Annotated in this window: 20 protein-coding genes and 1 pseudogene; 14 read left to right on the top strand and 7 right to left on the bottom strand. The window is 69.1% G+C overall.

Going from position 1 to position 22,438, the window contains the following annotated elements:
• Nucleotides 1–435, top strand: a pseudogene (locus tag QM597_RS09210) (hypothetical protein); the annotation flags it as partial.
• 91 nt (nt 436–526) lie between these two features.
• Here QM597_RS09210 and QM597_RS09205 read toward each other — a convergent pair.
• On the bottom strand, nt 527–1,423 hold the full coding sequence (locus tag QM597_RS09205; RefSeq protein ID WP_415004581.1) for a 5'-3' exonuclease: 897 nt from the start codon (nt 1,421–1,423) through the stop codon (nt 527–529).
• 40 nt (nt 1,424–1,463) lie between these two features.
• Here QM597_RS09205 and QM597_RS09200 point away from each other — a divergent pair, with 40 nt between their 5' ends.
• Genes QM597_RS09200 through QM597_RS09190 form a run of 3 tightly spaced genes read left to right on the top strand, consistent with a single transcriptional unit; the run spans nt 1,464 to nt 4,802 of the window.
• A complete protein-coding gene (locus tag QM597_RS09200) occupies nt 1,464–2,546 on the top strand; it encodes a M24 family metallopeptidase (protein ID WP_415004580.1) in 1,083 nt (360 codons plus the stop codon).
• A gap of 5 nt (nt 2,547–2,551) precedes the next feature.
• Nucleotides 2,552–4,078, top strand: a complete 1,527-nt coding sequence (gene lnt, locus QM597_RS09195; RefSeq protein WP_415004579.1) for an apolipoprotein N-acyltransferase — start codon at nt 2,552–2,554, stop codon at nt 4,076–4,078.
• A complete protein-coding gene (locus tag QM597_RS09190; RefSeq protein WP_415004578.1) occupies nt 4,047–4,802 on the top strand; it encodes a polyprenol monophosphomannose synthase in 756 nt (251 codons plus the stop codon). The genes lnt and QM597_RS09190 overlap by 32 nt, the downstream gene beginning before the upstream one ends.
• Here the strand turns inward: QM597_RS09190 and QM597_RS09185 are convergent.
• From QM597_RS09185 to QM597_RS09165, 5 genes are all read right to left on the bottom strand, one after another.
• Nucleotides 4,791–5,180 carry an RNA polymerase-binding protein RbpA gene (locus QM597_RS09185; RefSeq protein ID WP_415004577.1) on the bottom strand — a complete coding sequence of 130 codons (390 nt, stop codon included), beginning with the start codon at nt 5,178–5,180 and terminating at the stop codon, nt 4,791–4,793. The genes QM597_RS09190 and QM597_RS09185 overlap by 12 nt on opposite strands.
• A gap of 90 nt (nt 5,181–5,270) precedes the next feature.
• On the bottom strand, nt 5,271–6,551 hold the full coding sequence (locus QM597_RS09180; protein WP_415004576.1) for an MFS transporter: 1,281 nt from the start codon (nt 6,549–6,551) through the stop codon (nt 5,271–5,273).
• Nucleotides 6,548–7,285 (bottom strand): glycerophosphodiester phosphodiesterase family protein, encoded by a 738-nt coding sequence (locus QM597_RS09175; RefSeq protein ID WP_415004575.1) that lies wholly within the window; start codon nt 7,283–7,285, stop codon nt 6,548–6,550. Before QM597_RS09175 ends, QM597_RS09180 begins: the two co-directional genes overlap by 4 nt.
• Nucleotides 7,286–7,311: 26 nt before the next feature.
• Nucleotides 7,312–8,805 (bottom strand): helix-turn-helix domain-containing protein, encoded by a 1,494-nt coding sequence (locus tag QM597_RS09170; protein WP_415004584.1) that lies wholly within the window; start codon nt 8,803–8,805, stop codon nt 7,312–7,314.
• Nucleotides 8,806–8,834: 29 nt separating this feature from the next.
• The gene (locus tag QM597_RS09165) at nt 8,835–9,785 is read right to left on the bottom strand and encodes a DMT family transporter (RefSeq protein ID WP_415004574.1); all 951 of its coding nucleotides are present in this window, start codon (nt 9,783–9,785) and stop codon (nt 8,835–8,837) included.
• Between the two features lie 168 nt (nt 9,786–9,953).
• Here QM597_RS09165 and QM597_RS09160 point away from each other — a divergent pair, with 168 nt between their 5' ends.
• From QM597_RS09160 to arc, 4 genes are all read left to right on the top strand, one after another.
• The gene (locus QM597_RS09160) at nt 9,954–10,973 is read left to right on the top strand and encodes an LLM class flavin-dependent oxidoreductase (protein ID WP_415004573.1); all 1,020 of its coding nucleotides are present in this window, start codon (nt 9,954–9,956) and stop codon (nt 10,971–10,973) included.
• Nucleotides 10,974–11,041: 68 nt separating this feature from the next.
• Nucleotides 11,042–11,266, top strand: a complete 225-nt coding sequence (relB, locus tag QM597_RS09155) for a type II toxin-antitoxin system RelB family antitoxin (protein ID WP_415004572.1) — start codon at nt 11,042–11,044, stop codon at nt 11,264–11,266.
• Nucleotides 11,267–11,530: a type II toxin-antitoxin system RelE family toxin gene (locus QM597_RS09150; protein ID WP_415004571.1), complete on the top strand. Its 264-nt coding sequence runs from the start codon at nt 11,267–11,269 to the stop codon at nt 11,528–11,530.
• A 201-nt stretch (nt 11,531–11,731) separates the two neighbouring features.
• The gene (gene arc, locus QM597_RS09145) at nt 11,732–13,480 is read left to right on the top strand and encodes a proteasome ATPase (protein WP_415004570.1); all 1,749 of its coding nucleotides are present in this window, start codon (nt 11,732–11,734) and stop codon (nt 13,478–13,480) included.
• 181 nt (nt 13,481–13,661) lie between these two features.
• Here the strand turns inward: arc and QM597_RS09140 are convergent, their stop codons facing one another.
• A complete protein-coding gene (locus tag QM597_RS09140) occupies nt 13,662–14,564 on the bottom strand; it encodes a peptidoglycan DD-metalloendopeptidase family protein (RefSeq protein WP_415004569.1) in 903 nt (300 codons plus the stop codon).
• Between the two features lie 321 nt (nt 14,565–14,885).
• On the opposite strand from QM597_RS09140, the gene rpsB reads away from it, so the two are divergent.
• From rpsB to QM597_RS09110, 6 genes are all read left to right on the top strand, one after another.
• Nucleotides 14,886–15,749: a 30S ribosomal protein S2 gene (gene rpsB, locus QM597_RS09135; RefSeq protein WP_415004568.1), complete on the top strand. Its 864-nt coding sequence runs from the start codon at nt 14,886–14,888 to the stop codon at nt 15,747–15,749.
• A gap of 58 nt (nt 15,750–15,807) precedes the next feature.
• The gene (tsf, locus tag QM597_RS09130) at nt 15,808–16,623 is read left to right on the top strand and encodes a translation elongation factor Ts (protein WP_415004567.1); all 816 of its coding nucleotides are present in this window, start codon (nt 15,808–15,810) and stop codon (nt 16,621–16,623) included.
• Between the two features lie 107 nt (nt 16,624–16,730).
• Nucleotides 16,731–17,468 (top strand): UMP kinase, encoded by a 738-nt coding sequence (pyrH, locus tag QM597_RS09125; protein ID WP_415004566.1) that lies wholly within the window; start codon nt 16,731–16,733, stop codon nt 17,466–17,468.
• 32 nt (nt 17,469–17,500) lie between these two features.
• Nucleotides 17,501–18,022, top strand: coding sequence for a ribosome recycling factor (gene frr, locus QM597_RS09120; RefSeq protein ID WP_415004583.1), 522 nt, complete (start codon nt 17,501–17,503; stop codon nt 18,020–18,022).
• A gap of 7 nt (nt 18,023–18,029) precedes the next feature.
• A complete protein-coding gene (locus tag QM597_RS09115) occupies nt 18,030–18,884 on the top strand; it encodes a phosphatidate cytidylyltransferase (protein ID WP_415004565.1) in 855 nt (284 codons plus the stop codon).
• Nucleotides 18,885–19,073: 189 nt separating this feature from the next.
• Nucleotides 19,074–22,424, top strand: coding sequence for a DUF2126 domain-containing protein (locus tag QM597_RS09110; RefSeq protein ID WP_415004564.1), 3,351 nt, complete (start codon nt 19,074–19,076; stop codon nt 22,422–22,424).
• Nucleotides 22,425–22,438: the final 14 nt, after the last annotated feature.

The following is a 22,438-nucleotide window of genomic DNA, read 5'->3' as shown; positions in this document are numbered from 1 at the left end:
CTCCCCGACGAAATCCTCCACGCCATCGAAACCATCGGCCTACCCGCAACCACCCTCTACCTCCAACCCGACACCGGCACCACCCTCATCAACATCCCCACCATCTACTACACCCACGCCACCGTCTTCACCCACACCACCGTCCTCCTCGGCCACACCATCACCATCACCGCCACCCCCACCACCTACACCTGGCACCACGGCGACGGCACCCACCACACCACCAACACCCCCGGACAACCCTGGCCCCACCCCACCGTCACCCACACCTACACCCACCCCGCCACCAACCTCCACCCCCGCGTCGACACCACCTACCACATCACCTACACCACCGACGACGGACCAACCCAACACCTCACCACCCCCATCACCACACCCGGACCACCCACCACCCTCACCACCACCCAAGCCACCCCCACCCTCACCCACTAAGGACGCAGGCAGGCTCGCACTTCAATGACCGGCTCTGCCCTATCGGCCCACGTTCTCAAGAGGCGCGCAGAGGTGTGAGGGTCGCTGGCGGTCAGGCGGGGGTGAGGAGGCGGGTGACGGGTCCAGCGACGCCCCAGCGCTCCCCGAAGGCCCGCAGCGCTTCGGGGTCGGGGGACGGGAGCGGGGAAGGAACCGACACGGCCAGGTCGCGCCGCACCGCGACCACCTCACGGGCCGCAGCGATATAGTCGCGCGAGTTCAGCAGCGAGGCGCGCGGGCGCGGCTTGACGGAGGAAGCAGAGTCCTGCGCCGCAGCCACGATGGCGTCGAGGTCGCCGAACTCGTTGACGAGCGCGGCGGCGGTCTTCTCACCGATGCCGGCCACTCCGGGAAGCCCGTCGCTCGCATCTCCGCGCATGACGGCGAAGTCGACGTACGCCTGCGGTTCGATGCCGTATTTGCCGCGAATCCAGGCCGCATCTACTGTGTCGAGTTTGGCCACTCCGCGGGCGGTGTAGAGCACCCGAACGCCACGGGCATCGTCGACCAACTGGAACAGATCCCGGTCACCGGTGACCACATCGACCGGGCCATTCCAGGACGCCGCCAGCGTGCCGATCACATCGTCGGCCTCCGCCTCGGGCGCACCGATCACGGGAATACCCGCCAGCGCGAGGGCTTCGGCGATCAGTGGCACTTGAGGTGCCAAGGCATTGGGAGTCTCCTCGGCCTCGCTGCCGGCCTCGGCGAGCCGCTGAGCCTTGTACGACGCGATCAGGTCGACCCGCCACTGCGGCCGCCAGTCGTCGTCCCAGCAGGCGACGACCGCGTCCGGCCGCTCACGGGCGGTCAACGTGGCAGCGAAGTCGATCATGCCGCGCAGCGCGTTGACCACGGTGCCGTCGGGCGCCTTGAGCGAGTCGGGCAGGCCGAAGAACGCCCGGTAGTACAGGCTCGCGGTATCCAGCAGCATCAGACGTCCGGCCATACCCGCGATCCTAGAGGGCCGCCCGGATAGGCTCGGCGGCATGGAACGACTGGAGCGGGCGCGCCGTCTGGCCGGCGAGGCCGGGATTGACGCCCTGCTGGTGACTCCGGGAGCCGACCTGCGCTACCTCACCGGCTATGCGGCCAAGCCGCTGGAGCGCCTGACCTGCCTGGTCGTTCCCGCGGACGGCCAGCCGTTCCTCGTCGCGCCGACGCTGGAGGTCAGCGCCGCCGAGGCTGCGGGTGTAGCGGTCGAGATCGTCGCCTGGAACGAGACCGACGACCCGTTCGCGCTCCTGGCCGGCAGGCTCGGCCCCGCCCGCCGCATCGCCCTCGATGACGAGATGTGGGCTTCGCGCGTGCTGGCGTTGCGCGACCGCCTCCCGGAGGCCGAACAGGTGCTCGCCGGCCCGGTGCTGACGCAGTTGCGCATGCGCAAGGACGCCGCCGAGATCGAGGCGCTGCGCGAGGCTGCGGCGGCCATCGACCGTGTCCACGCCCGCATGGGCGAATGGCTGCGAGCGGGACGCACCGAACGCGAAGTCGGACACGACATCGCACGGGCGATCATTGACGAGGGCCACGAGCACGTCGATTTCGTCATCGTCGGCAGCGGACCGAACGGGGCTTCGCCGCACCACGAGGTCTCGGATCGGGTCATCGAAACCGGCGACCCGGTGGTGGTCGACATCGGCGGCACAACGCCGGCCGGCTACTGCTCGGACAGCACCCGCAACTACCTCGTCGGCGGCCCGCCCGACCCGCGCTACGCCGAGGCTTACGACGTCCTGCACGAAGCCCAGGCCGCCCAGCGGGCCTACGCCCGGCCCGGCGTCAGCGCGGAGTCCGTCGACCGGGTGGGCCGCGAGATCATCGCCGCCGCCGGCTTCGGCGACCTGTTCATCCACCGGACCGGGCACGGCATCGGCACCCAGACCCACGAGGAGCCGTACATCGTCGAGGGCAACGACCTCGTGCTGGAACCCGGCATGGCCTTCTCCATCGAACCGGGCATCTACCACCCCGGACGCTTCGGCGCGCGCATCGAGGACATCGCCGTCTGCACCGACGACGGCCTGGAGGTGCTCAACCGCACCGAGCGCCGGCTCGTGGTCCTGGGCTGAACGGCATGCGGCTGGGGGTCGCGGCGCTGATCGCCGCCTGCTCGGGGGTGCTCGGCTCGCTCGCCTTCGAGCCGCTGGCGATCCCGTACGCCCTGGTGCTCGCGCTGGCGTTGCTGTTCGCGGTGCTGCGCCGAGTGCAGGACTGGCGCTGGACGCGCGTCTACGGACTCGGCCTGGTCTGGGCGCTGGGCTTCTACGGCCCGCTCATTTGGTGGATGCGGGCGGTCAGCGACGGGGCCTATATCGCGCTCGTGATCGCCCAGGCCGTCATCTTCGGCGTCATCGCCGTCGGGCTACGCGCGGTCGCGGTCCTGCCCGCCTGGCCCTGGCTCATGCCCGCCGTCTGGCTGCTCGGCGAGCAGGTGCGCGGATCTTTCCCCTTCACCGGATTCCCGTGGGGACGCCTGGCGTACACGGCCATCGACACGCCGCTGGAGTCCTGGGTGCGCCTCGTCGGGATGCCGGCGACGGGATTCCTCATGGCGTGCCTCGCTACGGCACTGCTGCTGATCGCGGACGCGGCGGCGACGGCCCGCCGCAGCGCGCTGGCCGTCTTCCTGGCCCTTTTCGCCCTCGGAGCGGTACTGCCGACCGGGGTCGCCGGTGCCGACGGCCAGGCGCGGATCGCTCTCGTTCAAGGCGATGTCCCGGGGGAGTTCCTGCGGTGGCCGCGCGGGGCGATCTTCGCGCTGCACGCCGAAGAGACGCGGCGGCTCGTCGAGCGCATCGATGCTGGACAGACGCCCCGCCCGGATGCCGTCATCTGGCCGGAGAACTCCTCCGACACCGATCCTCGGCACAGTTATGAGGAGAGTGAGACGCTGAACCGTCTGGTGGCCGACCTCGGCGCCCCGATCCTCGTCGGCGGCCTCCTCGACGGTCCGCGCATGGGCACTGCGGAGAACGCCGGGCTGGTATGGAACGAGGACGGGCCGGGGGAGAAGTACGTCAAGCGCAAGCCGGTGCCCTACGGCGAGTACGTGCCGTTCCGCGACGAGCTCGGCGGCCTCGTCCCGCGCTTCGACCGCGACATCCCGCGCGACATGGTCGCCGGTCACGAACCGGGTGCGCTCATGCTCGGCGGGATCCGTGTCGGCGACACGATCTGCTACGACATCGCCTTCGACTCCGTGGTGCGCCAGGCCATCGCCGACGACGCCCAGGTGCTCGTGGTGCAGACCAGCAACGCGGCCTTCACCGGCACCGCCCAGCCCGCCCAGCAGTGGGCGATATCCCGTCTGCGGGCCATCGAGACCGGGCGCTGGGTGCTGGTCCCGTCGACCAACGGGACGTCCGGCATCGTCGATGCGAGCGGGCAGGTCGTGCAGCGCGCCCCCGAGCGCCAGCCGGCCACCGTCGAGGGCGACGTCCCCCTGGCCTCCGGGACGACCCCTGCGGCGCACCTCGCCCGTCCGCTGGCCTGGCTGCTGGTGACCCTCGGTGTGATGGGATGGGTGTTCGCCCTGGCCACGGGGCGAGGGGAGAGGAGGGACTGGCTCAGTGACGACCTTGGTCATCGTGCCGACCTATGACGAGGCCGAATCGTTACCGCGCCTGATCGACGGTCTGGCGGTTCACGCACCCGAGGTCGACGTGCTGGTCGTCGATGACAACTCCCCGGACGGCACCGGACGGATCGCCGACGCGCTCGCGGCCTGCGACGCGCGCGTACACGTGTTGCACCGTCCCGGCAAGCAGGGCCTCGGCGTCGCCTACCGAGCGGGCTTCGCCTGGGCGTTGGCGCGCGACTACGACGTCGTGGTCGAGATGGACGCCGACGGATCACACCGCCCGCAGGATCTGCCCGAACTGCTGCGAACTCTGAGGGGCGGCGATGCCGATCTCGTCCTCGGTTCGCGCTGGGTCGAGGGCGGCGGTGTCGTCAACTGGCCCTGGTATCGCCGGCTGATCTCCCGCGGCGGCACCTGGTATGCCCAGCGGGCGCTGGCCATCCCGATCCACGATGCGACCGGCGGTTTCCGGGCCTTCCGGCGTTCGACGCTGGAGCGGCTTCCGCTGGCCGAGGTCGCCTCCCAGGGCTACTGCTTCCAGGTCGACATGGTGCGCCGCGTGCTCGACGCGGGCATGTCGGTCATCGAGGTGCCGATCACCTTCGTCGAACGCGCCTGGGGCCGCTCGAAGATGAGCGGCGGGATCGTCCGCGAGGCGTTCTGGAGGGTCACGGTCTGGGGATGCGAACGCCGCATCGCCCGGCTGCGGGGGATACGGCGTTCACACTCGCGGTCAACTGCGTGAGGCGGCCGCGCGCTTCTTCGTGCGCCGGTGCAGGTGCGGCGGGCCGATCTCTCCGGCTCGCAGCATCTCCAGGCGTTCGGTCAAGATCTCCTCGAGTTCGTCGACCGAACGACGCTCCAGGAGCATGTCCCAATGGGTACGGACGGGCTTGTCGGCCTTGGCCTGCGGCTCGGCACCGTTGACGAGACGACCCATGACGCCGGTTTTGGGGTCCTCCCACTCCAGCGGGACTTCGGCCTCCTCGGCCATCGTCACGGTGAACGTGCGGCCGTCGGGCAGGACGTATTCGACCTCTTGGCGAGGTGCCATCTCGACACCGCGCTCGTCCTCGAAACTCTGACCGCCCAGTCGCGCGCCGCGCAAGGCTCGTTCGGCCATGATCGGACTCCCCTCTCGTGTCGTCTCCTCGTCAACGTACGGGACGACTGTGAGATTCCCCTGAGCGCTGCCCGAGGCTTTCGCGGCGGATCAGGCGGCCCGGTCGTGGACGTCGGAGGGCACCCAGAGCAGCAGCGCCAAGCCCGATCCGAGCACGATCATCAGGCCCGCGATGCCCCAGCGATCCGCGCCGCCGAGGTAGACGAACAGCCCGAACAGGGCCGGGGACAGGAAGGACGCCGCCCGGCCGGTCATCGCGTAGAAGCCGAAGTTCTGGCCCTCCATGCCGGGGCGGGTCAGGCGGACCATGTAGGTGCGCGCCGCAGACTGGGCCGGACCGACGAACAGGCACAGGGCCAGGCCGAAGATCCAGAACATCGCCGGGCCGTCGAGGAACAGCAGGATCAGCCCGACGGCCAGCATCGAGGCCAACGAGACGGCGATGACGACGCGCGGCCCGTGCCGGTCGTCGATGCGCCCGGCCACCACCGCGCCGAGCGCGGAGACCACGTTGGCGACGATGCCGAAGACGATGACCGTCTCCTCGTCGAAGCCGTAGGCCGAGACCGCCAGGATCGCGCCGAAGGCGAAGACACCGGCCAGGCCGTCGCGGAAGACCGCGCTGGCGATGAGGTACTTGACGACCGTGCGGTCATCGGACCACATGCGGCGCAGGTCGGCGATCACGCCGCAGTAGGCCGCGATGAAGCCGGTCTTCGGTGCGGGGCTGGCCTCGGCGGGCAGTTCCGGGACCGTCAGCAGCACTGGCAGGGCGAACACCCCGAACCAGAGCGCCGACAGCAATGCGACCAGCCGGATGTTCAATCCGTCGTCGGTGCTGATCCCGAGCAGGCCGCCGTCGCCGGAGATCAGACCGAAGAAGCAGATCAGCAGCAAGACGATCCCGCCGAGGTAGCCGAAGGCCCAGCCGATCGCCGAGACGCGCCCGACGTTCTCGGGCGTCGAGACCTGGCGCAGCATGGCGAAATAGGGCACCTGGGACAGCTCGAACAGGATCTCGCCGACGATCAGCAGCACCAGGCCGAGCCACAGGTAGGACGGTTCCTCGCGGACGAAAAACATGAGCGCCGTCATCGTGACCACGCCCGCAGTCAGGAGGGCGAGGGCGCGCTTGCGGCGGCCGCCGGCGTCGGCCTGACGCCCGGTAACCGGGGCGAGAACGGCGATGACGAAGGCCCCGGCCGCTGTCGCCCAGGCGAGCCAGGTGCTTGCCGAGAAGGGTCCGTCGAGGTCCTCGCCGACGCCGTCGACCAGGTAGACCGAGAAGACGAAGGTGATGATGACGGCGTTGAAGGCCGCCGATCCCCAGTCCCACAGGCTCCAGGCGATGACCTGTCTGCGCTTGCTCATGCTTCCTCCCAGCTCCCGCGCGCGATGAGCACCTCGCGCAGCAGATCGGTGCGGTCGGTGAAGATGCCGTCGACGCCGAGGCTGTCGAGACGGGCCATCTCGGCCGGGTCGTCGACGGTCCACACCAGCACGCCCACGCCGGCGCGATGCGCGGCCTCGACGAATCGCCGGGTGACGACCGGGATGCCGCGATGGGCCACGGGCACGCTGAACCACCGGTAGGACGGCCGGCGACGCAGCACCGCAGGGGTGAGCAGGGCGCGGGCCACTTCCACCTGCGACGCGGCGGTTTCGACGCGCGGCAGCCGCCGGCGGATGGCGCGCGTGCGCGCGTGACTGAAGCTGCCCAGGCAGACCCGGTCGACGGCCCCGGTGCGTTCGATCACGCGGCAGGTCTCCTCCACCGCGTTGTCGGTCTTGACGTCGATGCTGAACCAGGCATCGGGGTGCGCCTCCAGCAGCCGATCCAGCCGAGGCAGGCGTGCCCGGCCGTCCAGTAGCAACTCCTCGACCTCGGCGGCCCTCAGGTCGGCCAGGCGCACGTCGCGGCCGGTGAGTCGCAGCAGGTGCGGGTCGTGGCAGGCGAAGGCAATGCCGTCACGCGAGCACACGACATCGGTCTCCAGGTGGCGGTAGCCGAGGGAGGCCGCGTGCGCGAAGGCTTCGAGCGAGTTCTCGATGCCGGGGTTGTCTGCGGTCAGACTGCCGCCCCGGTGGGCGATGGCCAGCGTCACGCCTCCACGCTAGGGCCTGCGCAGGATCAGATGTCGCGGAAGGTCTCGATCCGCGCGCCGAGTGCGTTGAGCCGTTCGGCCAGTTCCTCGTAGCCGCGGTTGATGACGTAGATGTTGCGCAGGACCGAGGTGCCCTTCGCTGCCAGCATCGCCAGCAAGATGACCACTGCGGGACGCAGTGCGGGCGGGCACACGATCTCGGCACCGCTCCAGTGCGTCGGCCCCTCGATCAGTACCCGGTGCGGATCCATCAAGGTGACCTTCGCGCCGAGCTTGTTCAACTCGGTCAGGTAGATCGCCCGGTTCTCGTACACCCAGTCGTGCAGCAGCGTCTGACCGGTCGCGGTGGCGGCGATGACGGCGAAGAACGGCAGGTTGTCGATGTTGAGTCCAGGGAAGGGCAGGGGGTGGATCTTGTCGATGGGGGCTTTGAGGGTCGACGGGTGCGTGGTGATGTCGACGAGGCGGGTGCGGCCGTTCTCGGCGAGGTATTCAGCGCTTTGGTCGTAGCGCAGTCCCATGTCCTCCAGGACGGCTAGTTCGATCTCCATGAACTCGATGGGCACGCGGCGGACCGTGATGTTCGACTGGGTGACGATGGCCGCCGCGATGAGGCTCATCGCTTCGATGGGGTCCTCGCTCGGCGCGTATTCGACGTCGCGCTTGATCTGCGGCTGACCGGTGACGCGCAAGGTGGTGGTGCCGATGCCCTCGATCTGCACGCCGAGTTCGGTGAGGAAGAAGCACAGGTCCTGGACCATGTAGTTCGGGCTGGCGTTGCGGATGACCGTGACCCCGTCCATGCGGGCCGCAGCCAGGAGCGCGTTCTCGGTGACGGTGTCGCCGCGCTCGGTCAGCACGATGGCGCGCTGAGGCACATGCGGGGAGGCTTCGGCGTGGTAGCTGCCCTCGGTCGCCACGACCTTGAGGCCGAAGTGTTTCAACGCGGTCATGTGCGGCTCGACGGTGCGGGTGCCCAGGTCGCAGCCGCCGGCGTAGGGCAACTCGAAGGACGGCTCGCGGTGGATCAGCGGGCCGAGGAACATGATGATGCTGCGGGTGCGCCGGGCGGCGGTCTCGTCCATCTCTTCGAGCCGCAGTTCGGCGGGCACCACGAGTTCGAGGTCGTTGTCGTCGTTCAGCCAGCGGGTGTGGACGCCGATGGATGACAGCACCTCCAGCAGCCGGTTGACCTCCTCGATGCGGGCGACCTTGCGCAAGACGGTGGTGCCCTCGTTCAGCAGACAGGCGCACAGCAGGGCGACGGCGGCGTTCTTACTCGATTTGACGTCGATGGAGCCGCGCAACTCGGTGCCGCCGTGGACGCGCAGGTGGCTGGGGCCGGACGAGCCGACGTTGACCAGGCCGGAGTCCAGCGCGCCGCCGATGCGGGCGAGCATCTCCAGCGTCAGGTTCTGCTGGCCCTTCTCGATGCGGTTCACCGCGCTCTGGCTGGTGCCGAGGGATTCGGCGAGCTGGGCCTGGGTCTTGTTGGTCCGCACACGCGCGTCGCGGATCATCGCACCGATGCGCAGGAGGTAGTCGTCCGTCACCGATCCAGCGTATCTCGTATGTGAGATAGCGCAAGCGCGGTGAGGGCACCGGCGAGGGCGACGGCACCGCCGAGCAGGCCGAGCGGACCGGTCCGCACGGCGGGGTCGGCGATGTCGATGATCTCTGCGGTGACCACTTGGCCGGCGATCATGCACAGGCCGAGGACCAGCACGCCGTAGGTGCGCACAGCGATGGCGGCGATGACGATGAAGCCGATGCCGAGCAGCCCGCCGAGGTAGTGCCAGCCAGCATCCGGGAGTCGCTTCACGTGTCCGTCGGCCAAGAAGGAGACCGCCAGCAGGGCCAACAGCGCAGTGGTGCCGACGATGAAGTTGTTCCACGTGGTCGCGGGGGCACCGGCCGCGCGCGAGACGCGCCCGTTGAGGGCCTGCTGGACCGCCTGGGCCGTTCCCGCGCCGAAAGCAACCAGCGCGAGGCCGACGGTGGTCCAGGTGGCACCCGCGTCGAGCCGGTCGACGGACTTCAGCAGGACTGCGGCGATGGCGCAGGAGGCGGCCACGATCCGTCCGGCGGAGGCGGGCTGGGCGTTGCCGGGGCCGAGGCCGGTGTGGTCGACGACAAGGGAACTGAGCGACTGACCCGCAGTGAAGGCGACGATGAACAGGGCGAGGCCGACGGTCCCGACTGCCAAGCCCTGACTGGCGACGAAGAACGCCCCACCCAAGCCGCCGAGCGTCTCGTACCAGCGCAGGCGGCCGATGTGCCGTGCGTGGGTGAGGCGGCGCAGCGAGCGGCGTCCGGCCGGGGTGGACACGACGAAGGCGGTGATGATCGCCAATCCGCAGCCGAAACTCACGACCGCCGCCAGTGCGGCGGCCCGCAGTCCCGTTCCGATCTCGTCGGCCAGGGCGCCGTTGACTCTGGACTGCAGCGCCACCAAGGCCCCGCCCAGCACCATGAGTGGAACGAGGGCCGCGCGAGGCATCGACGGCGTCACGCCGCGTGGCCGTATCGGGTGATCTTCACCAGGACATGATGGCCCGTGCCTGCGCAGGCGTCCTCAGGCGGTCAGCGTAGGCCGGTCTGCTGCATCAAGCCTTGGTCGCCAATGGGGTGGCGGAATCATCTTGATGATTGAAATGTTGACCATCCCGTGAAGAGCATCGGATTCCTGTCTTTCGGCCACTGGTCGGACTCGCCGCATTCGAAGACCCGCAGCGCCGCCGACACCCTGACGCAGTCCATTGAACTGGCCGTGGCGGCCGAGGAACTGGGTGCCGACGGGGCCTACTTCCGGGTACACCACTTCGCCCGGCAGCTCGCCTCGCCGTTCCCGCTGCTGGCCGCCATCGGCGCGCGGACCTCGCGCATCGAGATCGGCACAGGTGTCATCGACATGCGCTACGAGAACCCGCTCCACATGGCCGAGGACGCCGGTGCCACCGACCTCATCTCCGGTGGCCGGTTGCAGTTGGGCATGAGCCGTGGATCACCGGAGCAGGTCATCGAGGGCTACCGCTACTTCGGCCACGTCCCGCCCGAGGGCATGAGCGACGCCGACATGGCGCGCCAGCATGCCGAGGTCTTCGTGCAGGTCATCGGGGGAGAGGGGTTCGCCGAACCGAACCCGCGACCGATGTTCCCGAACCCGCCGGGATTGCTGCCGATAGAGCCGCAGTCGCCGGGCCTGCGCGAGCGCATCTGGTGGGGTGCCGGCACGCGCGCCACGGCGGAGTGGACGGCGCGGCAGGGTCTCAATCTGATGAGTTCCACGCTGCTGACCGAGGACACCGGGGTGCCCTTCCACCGGTTGCAGGCCGAGCAGGTCCAGCGCTTCCGCGATGCGTGGGCGGCTGCGGGGCATGACCGCGAGCCGCGCGTGTCGGTGAGCCGCAGCATCTTCGCGCTGGTCGACGACCGCGACCGGGCCTACTTCGGGCGCGAGACGCACAGCAGCGACCAGGTCGGGCATATCGACGGCTCGGTGGCCCGGTTCGGCAAGACCTATGCCGGTGAGCCGGACCGGCTGATCGAGGAGCTGAAGGCCGACGAGGCCGTCGCCGCAGCCGACACCCTCCTGCTCACCGTCCCGAATCAGCTCGGCGTCGACTACAACGCTCACGTGATCGAGTCGATCCTCACCCATGTCGCGCCCGCCCTCGGCTGGCGCTGACCGCGCGCAGTTGATGATCTCGGCGTCGTTCGACTTCCTCGGTGTTACTCTGTAACACAGGAGGTTCTATGGGGACGACGACAGTGACACTGCGGCTCGCGGAGTCCGAGAAGCAAGTGATCGCGGACTACGCGAAGACGTTCGGCATGAGCGTTTCCGAATTCGTCCGTACCACGGCCCTCTCGCGAATCGAAGATGAACTGGATCTCGTCGCCTGGGACGATGCGAAGCGCGAGTTCGACGCCGACCCGAGGACGCTGACTGCCGACGAAATCGCGGCAAAGTACCTGTAGATGTGGCGGTTGCTCTATTCCCAGCGCGCCGACAAGCAGCTCAGCAAGCTCGATCCTGGCGTACGTCGCGTCATCGTGGCGTGGCTCACCAAGAACATCGACGGATGCGTCGATCCGCGCTCGACGGGCAAGGGCTTGACGGCCGGGTTCACCGGCAAATGGCGCTACCGCATCGGTGACTATCGCGTGCTCTGCGAGATCTGCGACGCGGAACTTGTCGTGCTGACGATTGAGGTGGGCCACCGCCGCGACATCTACCGCTGAAAGGCCGGTTGTCCGCCCGGCCTCGGCCGGGAATGACTCCGCGTCTCAGTTGAGGATTTCGGCCTGTCTGTCGGATCGGAGCGCGGCGAGCCGTTCGCGCTGGATCGGGCGGGCCGGGACACGTCACGGCGGTGATACGAGACGACACGTCGTGGCAACAATCGCCGGGGTAGGGTCATGCACACGAGTAGGAGGTGGCATATGTCCGACGGTTTCCCCGCGCAGAACCCCCACTCCAACGGTGCTGCCCCGGCGGCCGCCGAGGCCGAGTTGGCCTACCTGCGCGCCGAGGTCGACCACCTGCGCCGCCGGCTTTCCGGCGAGACCGGTGCCGATACCCGGCTGCGCGAGATCCAGGCTCGCCTGTCGTCCACGAGCGCCCAGAACGAGCGTCTCGTCGCCACCTTGCGCGATGCCCGTGACCAGATCGTGACGCTCAAGGAGGAGGTCGACCGGCTCGCGCAGCCGCCCACCGGATTCGGCACCTTCCTGCAACTCAACGACGACGAATCGGTCGACGTATTCACCGGCGGGCGCAAGATGCGCGTCCACGTCAGCCCCTCGGTCGACCGCCAGGCCCTGCGCCGCGGTCAGGAGGTCATCCTCAACGAGGCCATGAACGTCGTCGCCGCGCTGGACTTCGAGCAGGTCGGCGACGTCGTGATGCTCAAGGAGATCCTGGCCGACGGCGAGCGCGCCCTCGTGATCGGCAATGCCGACGAGGAACGGGTCGTGCGCATCGCGCACAGCCTCGCCGACACGAGACTGCGCGCGGGCGACTCCCTGCTGCTCGACGCGAAATCCGGTCACGTCTACGAACGAGTGCCCAAGAGCGAGGTCGAGGAGCTGGTGCTGGAGGAGGTCCCCGACATCGACTACACGAGCATCGGCGGCCTCGGCAACCAGGTCGAGATCATCAAGGACGCCGTCGAGCTGCCGTACCTGCACCCCGAGGTGTTCATCGAGCACGAGTTGCGCCCGCCCAAGGGCATCTTGCTGTACGGCCCGCCCGGCTGCGGCAAGACGATGATCGCCAAGGCGGTCGCCGCGTCCCTGGCGCGCAAGGTCTCCGAGCGCACGGGGGAGGAGGGCCGCAGTTACTTCCTCAACATCAAGGGTCCCGAGTTGCTCAACAAGTACGTCGGCGAGACCGAGCGGCATATCCGGCTGGTGTTCCAGCGTGCGCGGGAGAAGGCCAGCGAGGGCACGCCGGTCATCGTCTTCTTCGACGAGATGGACTCGCTGTTCCGCACACGCGGTTCGGGGGTGTCCAGTGACGTCGAGAACACCATCGTCCCGCAGTTGCTCAGCGAGATCGACGGGGTCGAGGGTCTCGAGAACGTGCTGGTCATCGGTGCGTCGAACCGCGAGGACATGATCGATCCGGCGATCCTGCGCCCCGGCCGGCTCGACGTGAAGATCAAGATCGAGCGCCCCGACGCCGAGGCCGCGCGCGACATCTTCAACAAGTACCTGACCAGCCGGCTGCCGTTGCACGCCGACGACCTGGCCGAGTGGGGAGGGGACCGGGAGGCGTGCGTCCACGCGATGATCCAGCGCACCGTCGAGCGCATGTACAGCGAGACCGAGGAGAACCAGTTCCTCGAGGTCACCTACGCCAACGGCGACAAGGAGGTCCTGTACTTCAAGGACTTCAACTCCGGTGCCATGATCCAGAACATCGTCGACCGGGCCAAGAAGATGGCAATCAAGCAGTACCTGGAGGCTGGTCAGCACGGCATCCGGGTGCAGCACCTTCTGCAGGCGTGCGTGGACGAGTTCAAGGAGAACGAGGACCTGCCCAACACGACCAACCCCGACGACTGGGCGCGCATCTCGGGCAAGAAGGGCGAGCGCATCGTGTTCATCCGCACGCTCGTCTCCGGCAAGTCCGGCGGCGAGCCGGGCCGGTCCATCGACACCGTCGCCAACACCGGCCAGTACCTGTAGGAGGATGCGCGCATAGGCGCTGGCTGAGGTGCCCCCCTTCGAGGCTCGGCCGCAGGCGGCCTCGCACCTCAGGGACCGCGAGGAACGCGGAGCCTCGAAGGGCGAAGCCTGCGGTGGTGGGTCATTTCGAGGCTCGCAAGCTCGCACCTCAATGACCGGCTTCGCCTATCCGCGCAACCTCCTACAGCAGGGGAGCGGGGTCGATGACGCTGCCGTTCTCGTGGACCGAGAAGTGCAGATGGCAGCCGGTAGAGGTGCCGGTCGAGCCGACGCGGGCGATGGTCTGGCCGGTGCTCACGTGCGAGCCGAGGCTGGTCTGGGCGCTGCTCAGGTGGCTGTAGGAGGTCACGAACCCGCCGCCGTGATCGACCTCCACCCGCAGCCCGTATCCGCCTGCGGTGGCGACGCGGCGCACGGTGCCGGCGGCCGCTGCGGCGACCGGGGTGCCGCAGGGCGCGCCGAAGTCGATGCCGTCGTGCATCTTGGCCTGCCCAGTGATCGGATGGATGCGCATCCCGAACGCCGAGGTGACCCGGCCCTGCACCGGTTGGCTCAGCGTCCCGTCGCCGAGGCCGGGCGGTTCGGGGACCGGTCCGTCGGGATCGATCAGCCGGTACCGGCCTCCCAGCAGTTCGGTGGGGTCGAGATAGGTCTGGCCGCGCAGCCGGCCCAGGTGCAGGCAGGCCGCGCTGCCGCAGCCGCCGTGACCGGCCAGCAGCGTGCCGATCTGTTCGCCGGCGTCGACGGCCTGGCCGACGGCGACCGTGGGCGCCACCGGCTGGTAGGTGGAGCGCTCGGCCCCGTGGCTGACGGTGACGACCGGTGTGCCGCCGACCTCGCCGACGAAGGCGACGGTGCCCGCCGCCACTGCTCGGACGGCCTCTCCGGGTGTCCCCGGCAGGTCCACGCCCCGGTGACCGGCACCGTACTCGGTGGTCGGCGCCGCGAAGTCCCGCTCGACGCGGTGGCCCGACAGTGGCCAGGTCCAGCCGCCGTTGGCCGGCAAGGACGACGCGGCTCCGCCGGATACCAGCGCGGCGGCCAGGCAGCTGAACAGGACGAGGAGGCAGAGTCGGATACGCATGCCTCCACGGCATCGCATCGGTGCGCCCGAATCCAGGTGCAGCTCGGTGCCTGTGGAAAGCCCCGGCCACAGGCTGTGGACAACGGAATGTCGCCGATTTCGCAACACCGCCTCCGGTGGCCTACGATGGGCCTATCGCCTCGCACGAGGCGAAATTCGCGCGCCGTTTTCCGCGCCGGACACCTCCGGGTGACCCGGACCGGGTGCCTTCCCAGCGGTCTGACTGTGGTCAGTGGGAATGCCGGCGGTGCCAGGGCACGGGCGATCCGACCCGTGCGTCAACCCGAATGAGGGCCGTCGCGCCCAGAAACGAGAAGAATCATGGCCGTCGTGACCATGCGCCAGCTGCTCGAGAGCGGTGTCCACTTCGGGCACCAGACCCGCCGCTGGAACCCCAAGATGAAGCGCTTCATCTTCACCGAGCGCAACGGTATCTACATCATCGATCTGCAGCAGTCGCTCGCCTACATCGACGCCGGCTACGAGTTCGTCAAGAACACCGTCGCCCGCGGCGGCACGATCCTGTTCGTCGGCACCAAGCGCCAGGCGCAGGAGTCCATCGCCGAGCAGGCCGGCCGCGTCGGGATGCCGTACGTCAACCAGCGCTGGCTGGGCGGCATGCTCACCAACTTCTCCACGATGCACCAGCGCCTGCAGCGCATGAAGGAGCTCGAGGTCATCGACTTCGACAACGTCGCCGGATCCGGCCGCACGAAGAAGGAACTGCTGCAGATGCGCCGCGAGTACGACAAGCTCGCGCGTACCCTCGGCGGCATCCGCGACATGTCGCGCACCCCGTCGGCGCTTTGGATCGTCGACACCAAGAAGGAGCACCTCGCGGTCGACGAGGCCAAGAAGCTCGGTATCCCGATCATCGCGATCCTCGATACCAACTGTGATCCCGATGAGGTCGACTACCCGATTCCGGGCAATGACGACGCGATCCGTTCCGTTGCGCTGCTGACCCGTGTCGTCGCTGACGCCGTCGCCGAGGGCCTGATCGCCCGCGGCGGTGCCAAGACCGGCGAGGAGGCCGCAGGCGAGGAGCTGGGAGCCGGCGAGCCGCTGGCCGAGTGGGAGACCGAGGTCCTTACCGGTGCCGAGGCCGCGCCCGAGACCACGGAGGCCCCCGAGGCCCCCGCTGCGGAGACCGCTGCCGCCGAGGCACCGGCCGCCGAGGCCTGAGCCGCTCCTTCGTCCTGATCGATACTGCAATCCTTCCCCAGAAACAGAGGTAAGACCGATGGCGATTACCGCCGCCGATGTCAAGAAGCTCCGCGACGCCACGGGCGCGGGCATGATGGACGCCAAGAAGGCACTGACCGAGGCCGAGGGCGACTTCGACAAGGCCGTCGAGATCCTGCGCATCACGGGCGCGGCCAAGGCCGCCAAGCGAGGTGCCGAGCGTGAGGCCTCGGCCGGTCTTGTGGCCGCGTCGGGCAATGCGATCGTCGAACTCAACTCCGAGACCGACTTCGTGGCCAAGAACGAGCAGTTCATCGACCTGGCGAACAAGCTCGCCGCCGCCGCCGACGCCGCGCGTCCGGCTGATGCGGAGGCCTTCGCCGCGCTGGCCCTCGAGGATGGCAAAACCGTCGCCGAGACCATCAGCGCGCTCGCCGCAGTGATCGGCGAGAAGTTGGAACTCGGCCGGGTCGCGACCTTCGAGGGCCAGGTGGCCACCTACCTGCACCGTCGCGCGAGCGACCTGCCCCCGGCCGTCGGCGTGCTCGTGGAGTACACCGGCGACGATGCCGACGCCGCCCGCGGTGCCGCCATGCAAGTCGCCGCGATGCGCCCGCGCTACCTGACCCGCGAGGACGTCCCCGCCGACGTCGTGGCCAAGGAGCGCGAGATCGCCGAGGCCACGGCCCGCGAGGAGGGCAAGCCCGAGCAGGCGATCGCCAAGATCACCGAGGGCCGCCTCAATGGCTTCTTCAAGGAGGCCGTCCTCCTGGAGCAGCCGTCGGTGACCGACAACAAGAAGACCGTCAAGGCGGTCCTCGACGCAGCCGGCGTGACCCTGACCGGCTTCGCGCATATCGAGATCGGCGCCTGACCCTTCGAGGCTCGCAAACTCGCACCTCAGGGATCGACGTCTTTCATCGGCCAGAACGCCCCCGCCCTTTGGCGGGGGCGTTCTGGCGTCCGATAGGCTGTTGTCCCATGGCTCGCCGCGTTCTCCTCAAGTTGTCCGGTGAGGTTTTCGGAGGAGGTGCGCTGGGGATCGATCCCGATGTGGTGAACCGGATCTCCTCGCAGATCGCCGAGGCCGCGCGCGACGGGGTGCAGGTCGCCATCGTCGTCGGCGGCGGCAACTTCTTCCGCGGTGCCGAACTCAGCCAGCGGGGCATGGAGCGCGGCCGCGCCGACTACATCGGCATGCTCGGCACGGTGATGAACGCCCTCGCGCTGCAGGACTTCATTGAGAAACAGGGCATCGAGACGCGCGTGCAGTCGGCCATCGCGATGTCGCAGGTCGCCGAGCCGTACATCCCGCGCCGGGCCGTGCGGCACTTGGAGAAAGGGCGCGTCGTCATCTTCGGTGCCGGTGCCGGTATGCCGTACTTCTCGACCGATACCGTCTCGGCGCAGCGGGCCCTGGAGATCAAGGCCGACATCGTCTTGATGAGCAAGAACGGCGTTGACGGGGTCTACGACGCCGACCCCCGCACCACCCCCGGTGCCACGAAGTACGACGACGTGACCTTCGCCGAGTCGCTGCAGCGCGGCCTCAAGGTGGTCGACGCCGCCGCCTTCGCGCTGTGCATGGAGAACAAGCTCCCGATGATCGTGTTCGGGATGACCGGTGAGGGCAACATCGCCCGCGCCCTGCGAGGTGAGAAGATCGGGACGCTGGTCCATGCCGGGACCGTGCCGACGACAGGAGACGAAGCACCGTGATCGACGAGACATTGCGCGAGGCCGAGACCAAGATGGCCAAGGCGGTCGAGCACACCCGCGAGGAGTTCGCGGCGATCCGCACCGGTCGCGCCCACCCGGCGATGTTCAGCCAGATCACGGCCGAGTACTACGGCACGCCCACGCCGCTGCAGCAACTCGCCAGTTTCCAGGTGCCCGAGCCTCGCACGGTCATCATCAGCCCTTTCGATGTCAGCGCCAAGGCGGCCATCGAGAAAGCGATCCGGGAGTCTGACCTCGGGGTGAACCCGAGCGACGACGGCAAGGTCTTGCGGGTCACGCTGCCGGAGCTGACCGAGGACCGGCGCAAGGAATACATCAAGCTCGCCAAGTCCAAGGCCGAGGAGGGGCGCGTCGCGGTCCGCGGCGTGCGCCGCAACGCCAAGCAGGCCTTCGACAAGGCCGAGAAGGATTCGGCGATCAGCCAGGACGACAACACCGGAGCCGAGAAGCGTCTCGATGCCCTGACGAAGAAGTACGTCGAGACCATCGACGAACTACTCAAGGGCAAAGAGGCCGAGCTGCTCGAGGTGTGAGATCCCGATGACCGATTCCGTCACGCCGGCCGCTCCGGCGAAGAAGGACCACGGCCGTGCAGGCCGCAATCTTCCCGCCGCCATCGGCGTGGGTGCCGGCCTCTGCCTGCTGATCGTGGCGTCGCTGTTCTGGGTCAAAGACCTGTTCGTCGGCGTCGTGGCGGTCGCGCTACTCGTCGGACTGTGGGAACTTAAGCGCGCCTTTGCGTCTGCGGGCATCCGCATACCGGTGCTGCCGGTGGCCGTCGGCGGCACGGCGATGCTGCTGTCGGCCTACTACGCCGACATGGAGGCGGCAGCCTTCGCGATGGCTCTGACCGTCATCGCCACGCTCGTCTGGCGTCTGGCCGAGGGTGCCGAGGGCTTCGTCCGCGATGTCAGCGCGGGCGTCTTCTGCCTGGCCTACCTGCCGCTCATGGGCGTGTTCGTGCTGCTCATGCTCGTCGAGGACGACGGGCAGTGGCGCGTGGTCGCGTTCATCGTCGCCACCATTGCCTCCGACATCGGCGGGTACGCGGCCGGAGTGCTCTTCGGCAAGCACCCGATGGCCCCGACGATCAGCCCGAAGAAGTCCTGGGAGGGTTTCACCGGCTCTCTGCTGTTCGGCGTCGGCGCGGGCATCGCCACCATCGTCTGTGCGCTGGAAGGCGACTGGTGGGTGGGAATCGTCCTCGGCGTCGCCGGGGTGGTCATGGCGACCCTCGGGGACCTGTCCGAATCGCTCATCAAGCGCGACCTCGGCATCAAGGACATGGGCGACCTGCTTCCCGGCCACGGCGGCCTGATGGACCGGCTCGATTCGCTCATCGCCGTCGCCCCGGTGGCCTGGGTGATCCTGCACTACCTCGTCGACGTCGCGTAAAGGGATGCGCGGGTAGGCAAGAACCCGGTCATTGAGGTACGAGCTTGCGAGCCGAGTCCTGAGGTGCCGCGAGGAACGAGCGGCCTCGAAGGGCGCACCTCAGCCGGCAGGAACTGCTAGCGCAATCTCCACGTTCCGCAGGAGGTGCCCGGATACATGCCCGAAACGTGCATCGGGCAGGGTGGACGCATGGCGATCACCAAGGTCGGTCTCGAGCACCGCACGACCTATCGGTTCGACCGGCCGGTACGGCTCAGCCCGCATGTCGTGCGTCTGAGGCCCGCGCCGCACACGCGCACACCCATCGAGGCCTACTCGATGCGCGTCGAGCCGGCGGGGCACTTCGTCAACTGGCAGCAGGACCCCTTCGGCAACTGGCTGGCTCGTCTGGTCTTCCCCGAACCGGTCGACCACCTGGACGTCACCGTGGGCCTGATCGCTGACATGACCGTCGTCAATCCCCTCGACTTCTTCGTCGAGGAATACGCCGAGCGGTTCCCCTTCGAGTACGAGCCGTCACTGCGGGCGGACCTGGCTCCGTATCTCGTGCCCGTGGACGAGGCCGAGGCGGGTGCCGGCCCCGGCCCGCTCCTGCGCACATGGCGGGAGGCCCGCCCGCCGCTGCCCGGCGACGGCATGCCCGTCGTGCAGTTCCTGGCCGACCTCAACGCGGCAGTCCACCGCGACGTCGAATACTCGGTACGCATGGAGCCGGGCGTGCAGAGTCCCGACACGACGCTGCGGCGGGCGGTCGGCTCCTGCCGGGACAGCGCTTGGCTGCTGGTCGCTCTGCTGCGCGAATACGGCCTGGCCGCGCGATTCGTGTCGGGCTACCTCGTGCAGCTCGCCACCGATCCGCTCCTGGCCGCGCAGGCTCTCGACGGCCCGACCGGTGCCGCCGAGGACTTCACCGACCTGCATGCCTGGGCCGAGGTGTATGTGCCCGGTGCCGGCTGGGTGGGCCTGGACCCGACCTCGGCACTGTTCGCCGGCGAGGGGCACATTCCGCTGTCGGCCACTCCCGACCCGGCCTCGGCCGCGCCGATCACCGGCATGATGGAACCGGCCGAGGTCGACTTCAGTTTCAGCAACGTCGTCACCCGCGTCCACGAGGACCCGCGAGTGACCCTCCCGTACACCGACGAAGCCTGGGCGCGCATCGACGCCCTCGGCGAGCAGGTCGACGAACGCCTGGCCGCCGACGACGTACGACTGACGATGGGCGGCGAGCCGACCTTCGTCTCCATCGACGACATGGACGCCGAGGAGTGGAGCACGGCCGCCGACGGACCCGACAAGCGCCGCCTCGCCGCCGACCTGGCGGAGCGATTGCGACAGGTCTACGCCGCCGGCGGCGTGGTGCATCGCGGTCAGGGCAAGTGGTATCCCGGTGAGCCGCTGCCGCGGTGGCAGATCGCCCTGCAGTGGCGCACCGACGGCAAGGCACTGTGGTCCGATCCGGGCCTGCTGGCCGATCCCTGGCAGCCCGATCAGGCCGTGGAGGCGGCGCGTGGGCGGGCCGAAGCATTCGTCCGGGCCTTCGCGCGCACGGTCGGCGTTACCGACCATCAGGTGCTGGCGGCGTGGGAAGACCCGCTGGTGCCCTTCGCGGCAGCCTTGCGTCGCCCGCTCGACGCGGCCGGGGCAGAGCAGCCGCCCGCCGCCTTGGACGCCGCCTGGATCGCCGAACTGGACGCCGGTGTCGACGCGCCGACGGGATGGGTGCTGCCCCTCGTGCCCGGCGAAGAGTCCTGGACGAGCCCGCGATGGAGATTCGGGCGGGGCCGACTGGTGTTGGTGCCGGGCGACTCGCCCATCGGCCTGCGGCTGCCGCTCGGCACGATCACCGCCGAACCCGCTGACGTGCCGGCCGATCCCTCCTACCTGAGGGCCGACGACCCGATCACGGTGGCGCTTCCAAGTGTGCTGACCATCGAGCCGGCAGGTGCCCCGACGACGGCGTTGACGGTACAGGCTCGTGACGTCGAGGAGGATGGTCGCGGCTTCGTATACGTGTTCCTGCCGCCGACGCAGCGGCTGGAGGAGTACGTCGCCCTGCTCGCCGCCGTCGAGAGTGCCGCCGCCGACAGCGACTGCCCCGTGGTCATCGAAGGTTACGCGCCGCCGCCGGACGCCCGGCTCACGCAGCTCGTCGTGACTCCCGACCCGGGGGTCATCGAGGTCAACGTCCAGCCCACACGGACCTGGGCAGAGCTGCGTGACCTCACCGAAACGTTGTACGACGCGGCCCGGCGGACCCGCCTGGGTACCGAGAAGTTTGACCTCGACGGATCGCACACCGGTACCGGGGGCGGCAACCACCTGACCCTCGGCGGGCCGACGCCGGCCGACTCGCCGCTGCTGCGCCGCCCCGACCTGCTCGGCAGCCTGGTCGCCTACTGGCAGCGACATCCGGCCCTGTCGTACCTGTTCTCCGGGCGGTTCATCGGGCCGACCAGCCAGGCACCGCGCTTCGACGAGGGGCGACCCGAGGCGGTCCACGAGATGGAGATCGCCCTGCGCGAACTGGGCCGGCTCGCCGCCGACCCCGACGGCGACCTTCCGGCCCGGCCGTGGCTCGTGGACCGGGTGCTGCGCCACCTGCTGACCGACCTGACCGGCAACACCCACCGGGCCGAGTTCTGCATCGACAAGCTCTACAGTCCCGACTCCTCGCGCGGGCGTCTCGGCCTGCTGGAGTTGCGCGGCTTCGAGATGCCGCCGCACCCGCAGATGGCGCTCGTCCAGGCGCTGCTCGTTCGATCCCTCGTCTCGATGCTGTGGCGCGAGCCGGACACCTCCGGCCTGATCCGCTGGGGCACGGCCCTGCACGAGGACTTCCTCCTGCCGCAGGGGGCCGCTGCCGACATCGCCCGTGTCGTTGCCGACCTCAACGCGGCGGGCCTACAGTTCGAGCAGAGTTGGCTGGACCCCTTCGTCGAGTTCCGCTTCCCACGGTTGGGGCGGGCCGACGTCGAGGCCCGCGGGTCGCGCATCGAACTGGAGTTGCGCGCCGCCATCGAGCCGTGGAACGTCCTCGGCGAAGAGGCCACCGGCAGCGGGACGGCACGCTACGTCGACTCCTCGGTCGAGCGTCTGCAGGTCCTGGTGCGGGGAGTCGAGCACGGGCGTCACCTGGTGACATGCCAAGGTGTTCCCGTGCCTCTCACGTCGACCGGCGTTCCCGGTGAGTATTACGCCGGAGTTCGCTACCGCGCCTGGCAGCCCTGGTCGGCGTTGCACCCGACCATCGAGCCGCACGCGCCGCTGCATTTCGACGTCGTCGACGCCCACGCGCAGATGTCGCTCGGCGGCTGCACCTATCACGTGGTGCATCCGGGCGGGCGGTCTTATGAGCACCTGCCGGTCAACGCCGCCGAGGCCGAGGCCCGCCGGGCAACACGGTTCGAGGCTTTCGGGCACACGCCGGGGCGAGTGGACGTGGCGGCGGCCCGCGAGCGCGCGGCCCGTGCGATGACGCCGGACTACCCGCGCACGCTCGACCTGCGCCGCGTTGCCCCCGAACCGGAGCGCGGCTGACGGTGCTGCAGGAG

Source organism: Aeromicrobium sp., from assembly GCF_047607065.1.
Taxonomy (GTDB): Bacteria; Actinomycetota; Actinomycetes; order Propionibacteriales; family Nocardioidaceae; genus Aeromicrobium.
The sequence above is the reverse complement of the archived record's forward strand: the minus strand, read 5'-3'. Positions and strand labels throughout refer to the sequence as shown.

Bases quoted from the DNA above. Each gene is read 5' to 3' on its own strand.
- QM597_RS09180 (WP_415004576.1), bottom strand. From the start codon at position 6,551: ATGAGCAAGCGCAGACAGGTCATCGCCTGGAGCCTGTGGGACTGGGGA.
- QM597_RS09205 (WP_415004581.1), bottom strand. From the start codon at position 1,423: ATGGCCGGACGTCTGATGCTGCTGGATACCGCGAGCCTGTACTACCGG.
- frr (WP_415004583.1), top strand. From the start codon at position 17,501: ATGGCCAAGGCGGTCGAGCACACCCGCGAGGAGTTCGCGGCGATCCGC.
- QM597_RS09115 (WP_415004565.1), top strand. From the start codon at position 18,030: ATGACCGATTCCGTCACGCCGGCCGCTCCGGCGAAGAAGGACCACGGC.
- tsf (WP_415004567.1), top strand. From the start codon at position 15,808: ATGGCGATTACCGCCGCCGATGTCAAGAAGCTCCGCGACGCCACGGGC.
- QM597_RS09170 (WP_415004584.1), bottom strand. From the start codon at position 8,805: ATGATCCGCGACGCGCGTGTGCGGACCAACAAGACCCAGGCCCAGCTC.
- pyrH (WP_415004566.1), top strand. From the start codon at position 16,731: ATGGCTCGCCGCGTTCTCCTCAAGTTGTCCGGTGAGGTTTTCGGAGGA.
- arc (WP_415004570.1), top strand. From the start codon at position 11,732: ATGTCCGACGGTTTCCCCGCGCAGAACCCCCACTCCAACGGTGCTGCC.
- relB (WP_415004572.1), top strand. From the start codon at position 11,042: ATGGGGACGACGACAGTGACACTGCGGCTCGCGGAGTCCGAGAAGCAA.
- QM597_RS09165 (WP_415004574.1), bottom strand. From the start codon at position 9,785: ATGCCTCGCGCGGCCCTCGTTCCACTCATGGTGCTGGGCGGGGCCTTG.
- QM597_RS09185 (WP_415004577.1), bottom strand. From the start codon at position 5,180: ATGGCCGAACGAGCCTTGCGCGGCGCGCGACTGGGCGGTCAGAGTTTC.
- QM597_RS09110 (WP_415004564.1), top strand. From the start codon at position 19,074: ATGGCGATCACCAAGGTCGGTCTCGAGCACCGCACGACCTATCGGTTC.
- QM597_RS09200 (WP_415004580.1), top strand. From the start codon at position 1,464: ATGGAACGACTGGAGCGGGCGCGCCGTCTGGCCGGCGAGGCCGGGATT.
- QM597_RS09150 (WP_415004571.1), top strand. From the start codon at position 11,267: ATGTGGCGGTTGCTCTATTCCCAGCGCGCCGACAAGCAGCTCAGCAAG.
- lnt (WP_415004579.1), top strand. From the start codon at position 2,552: ATGCGGCTGGGGGTCGCGGCGCTGATCGCCGCCTGCTCGGGGGTGCTC.
- rpsB (WP_415004568.1), top strand. From the start codon at position 14,886: ATGGCCGTCGTGACCATGCGCCAGCTGCTCGAGAGCGGTGTCCACTTC.
- QM597_RS09140 (WP_415004569.1), bottom strand. From the start codon at position 14,564: ATGCGTATCCGACTCTGCCTCCTCGTCCTGTTCAGCTGCCTGGCCGCC.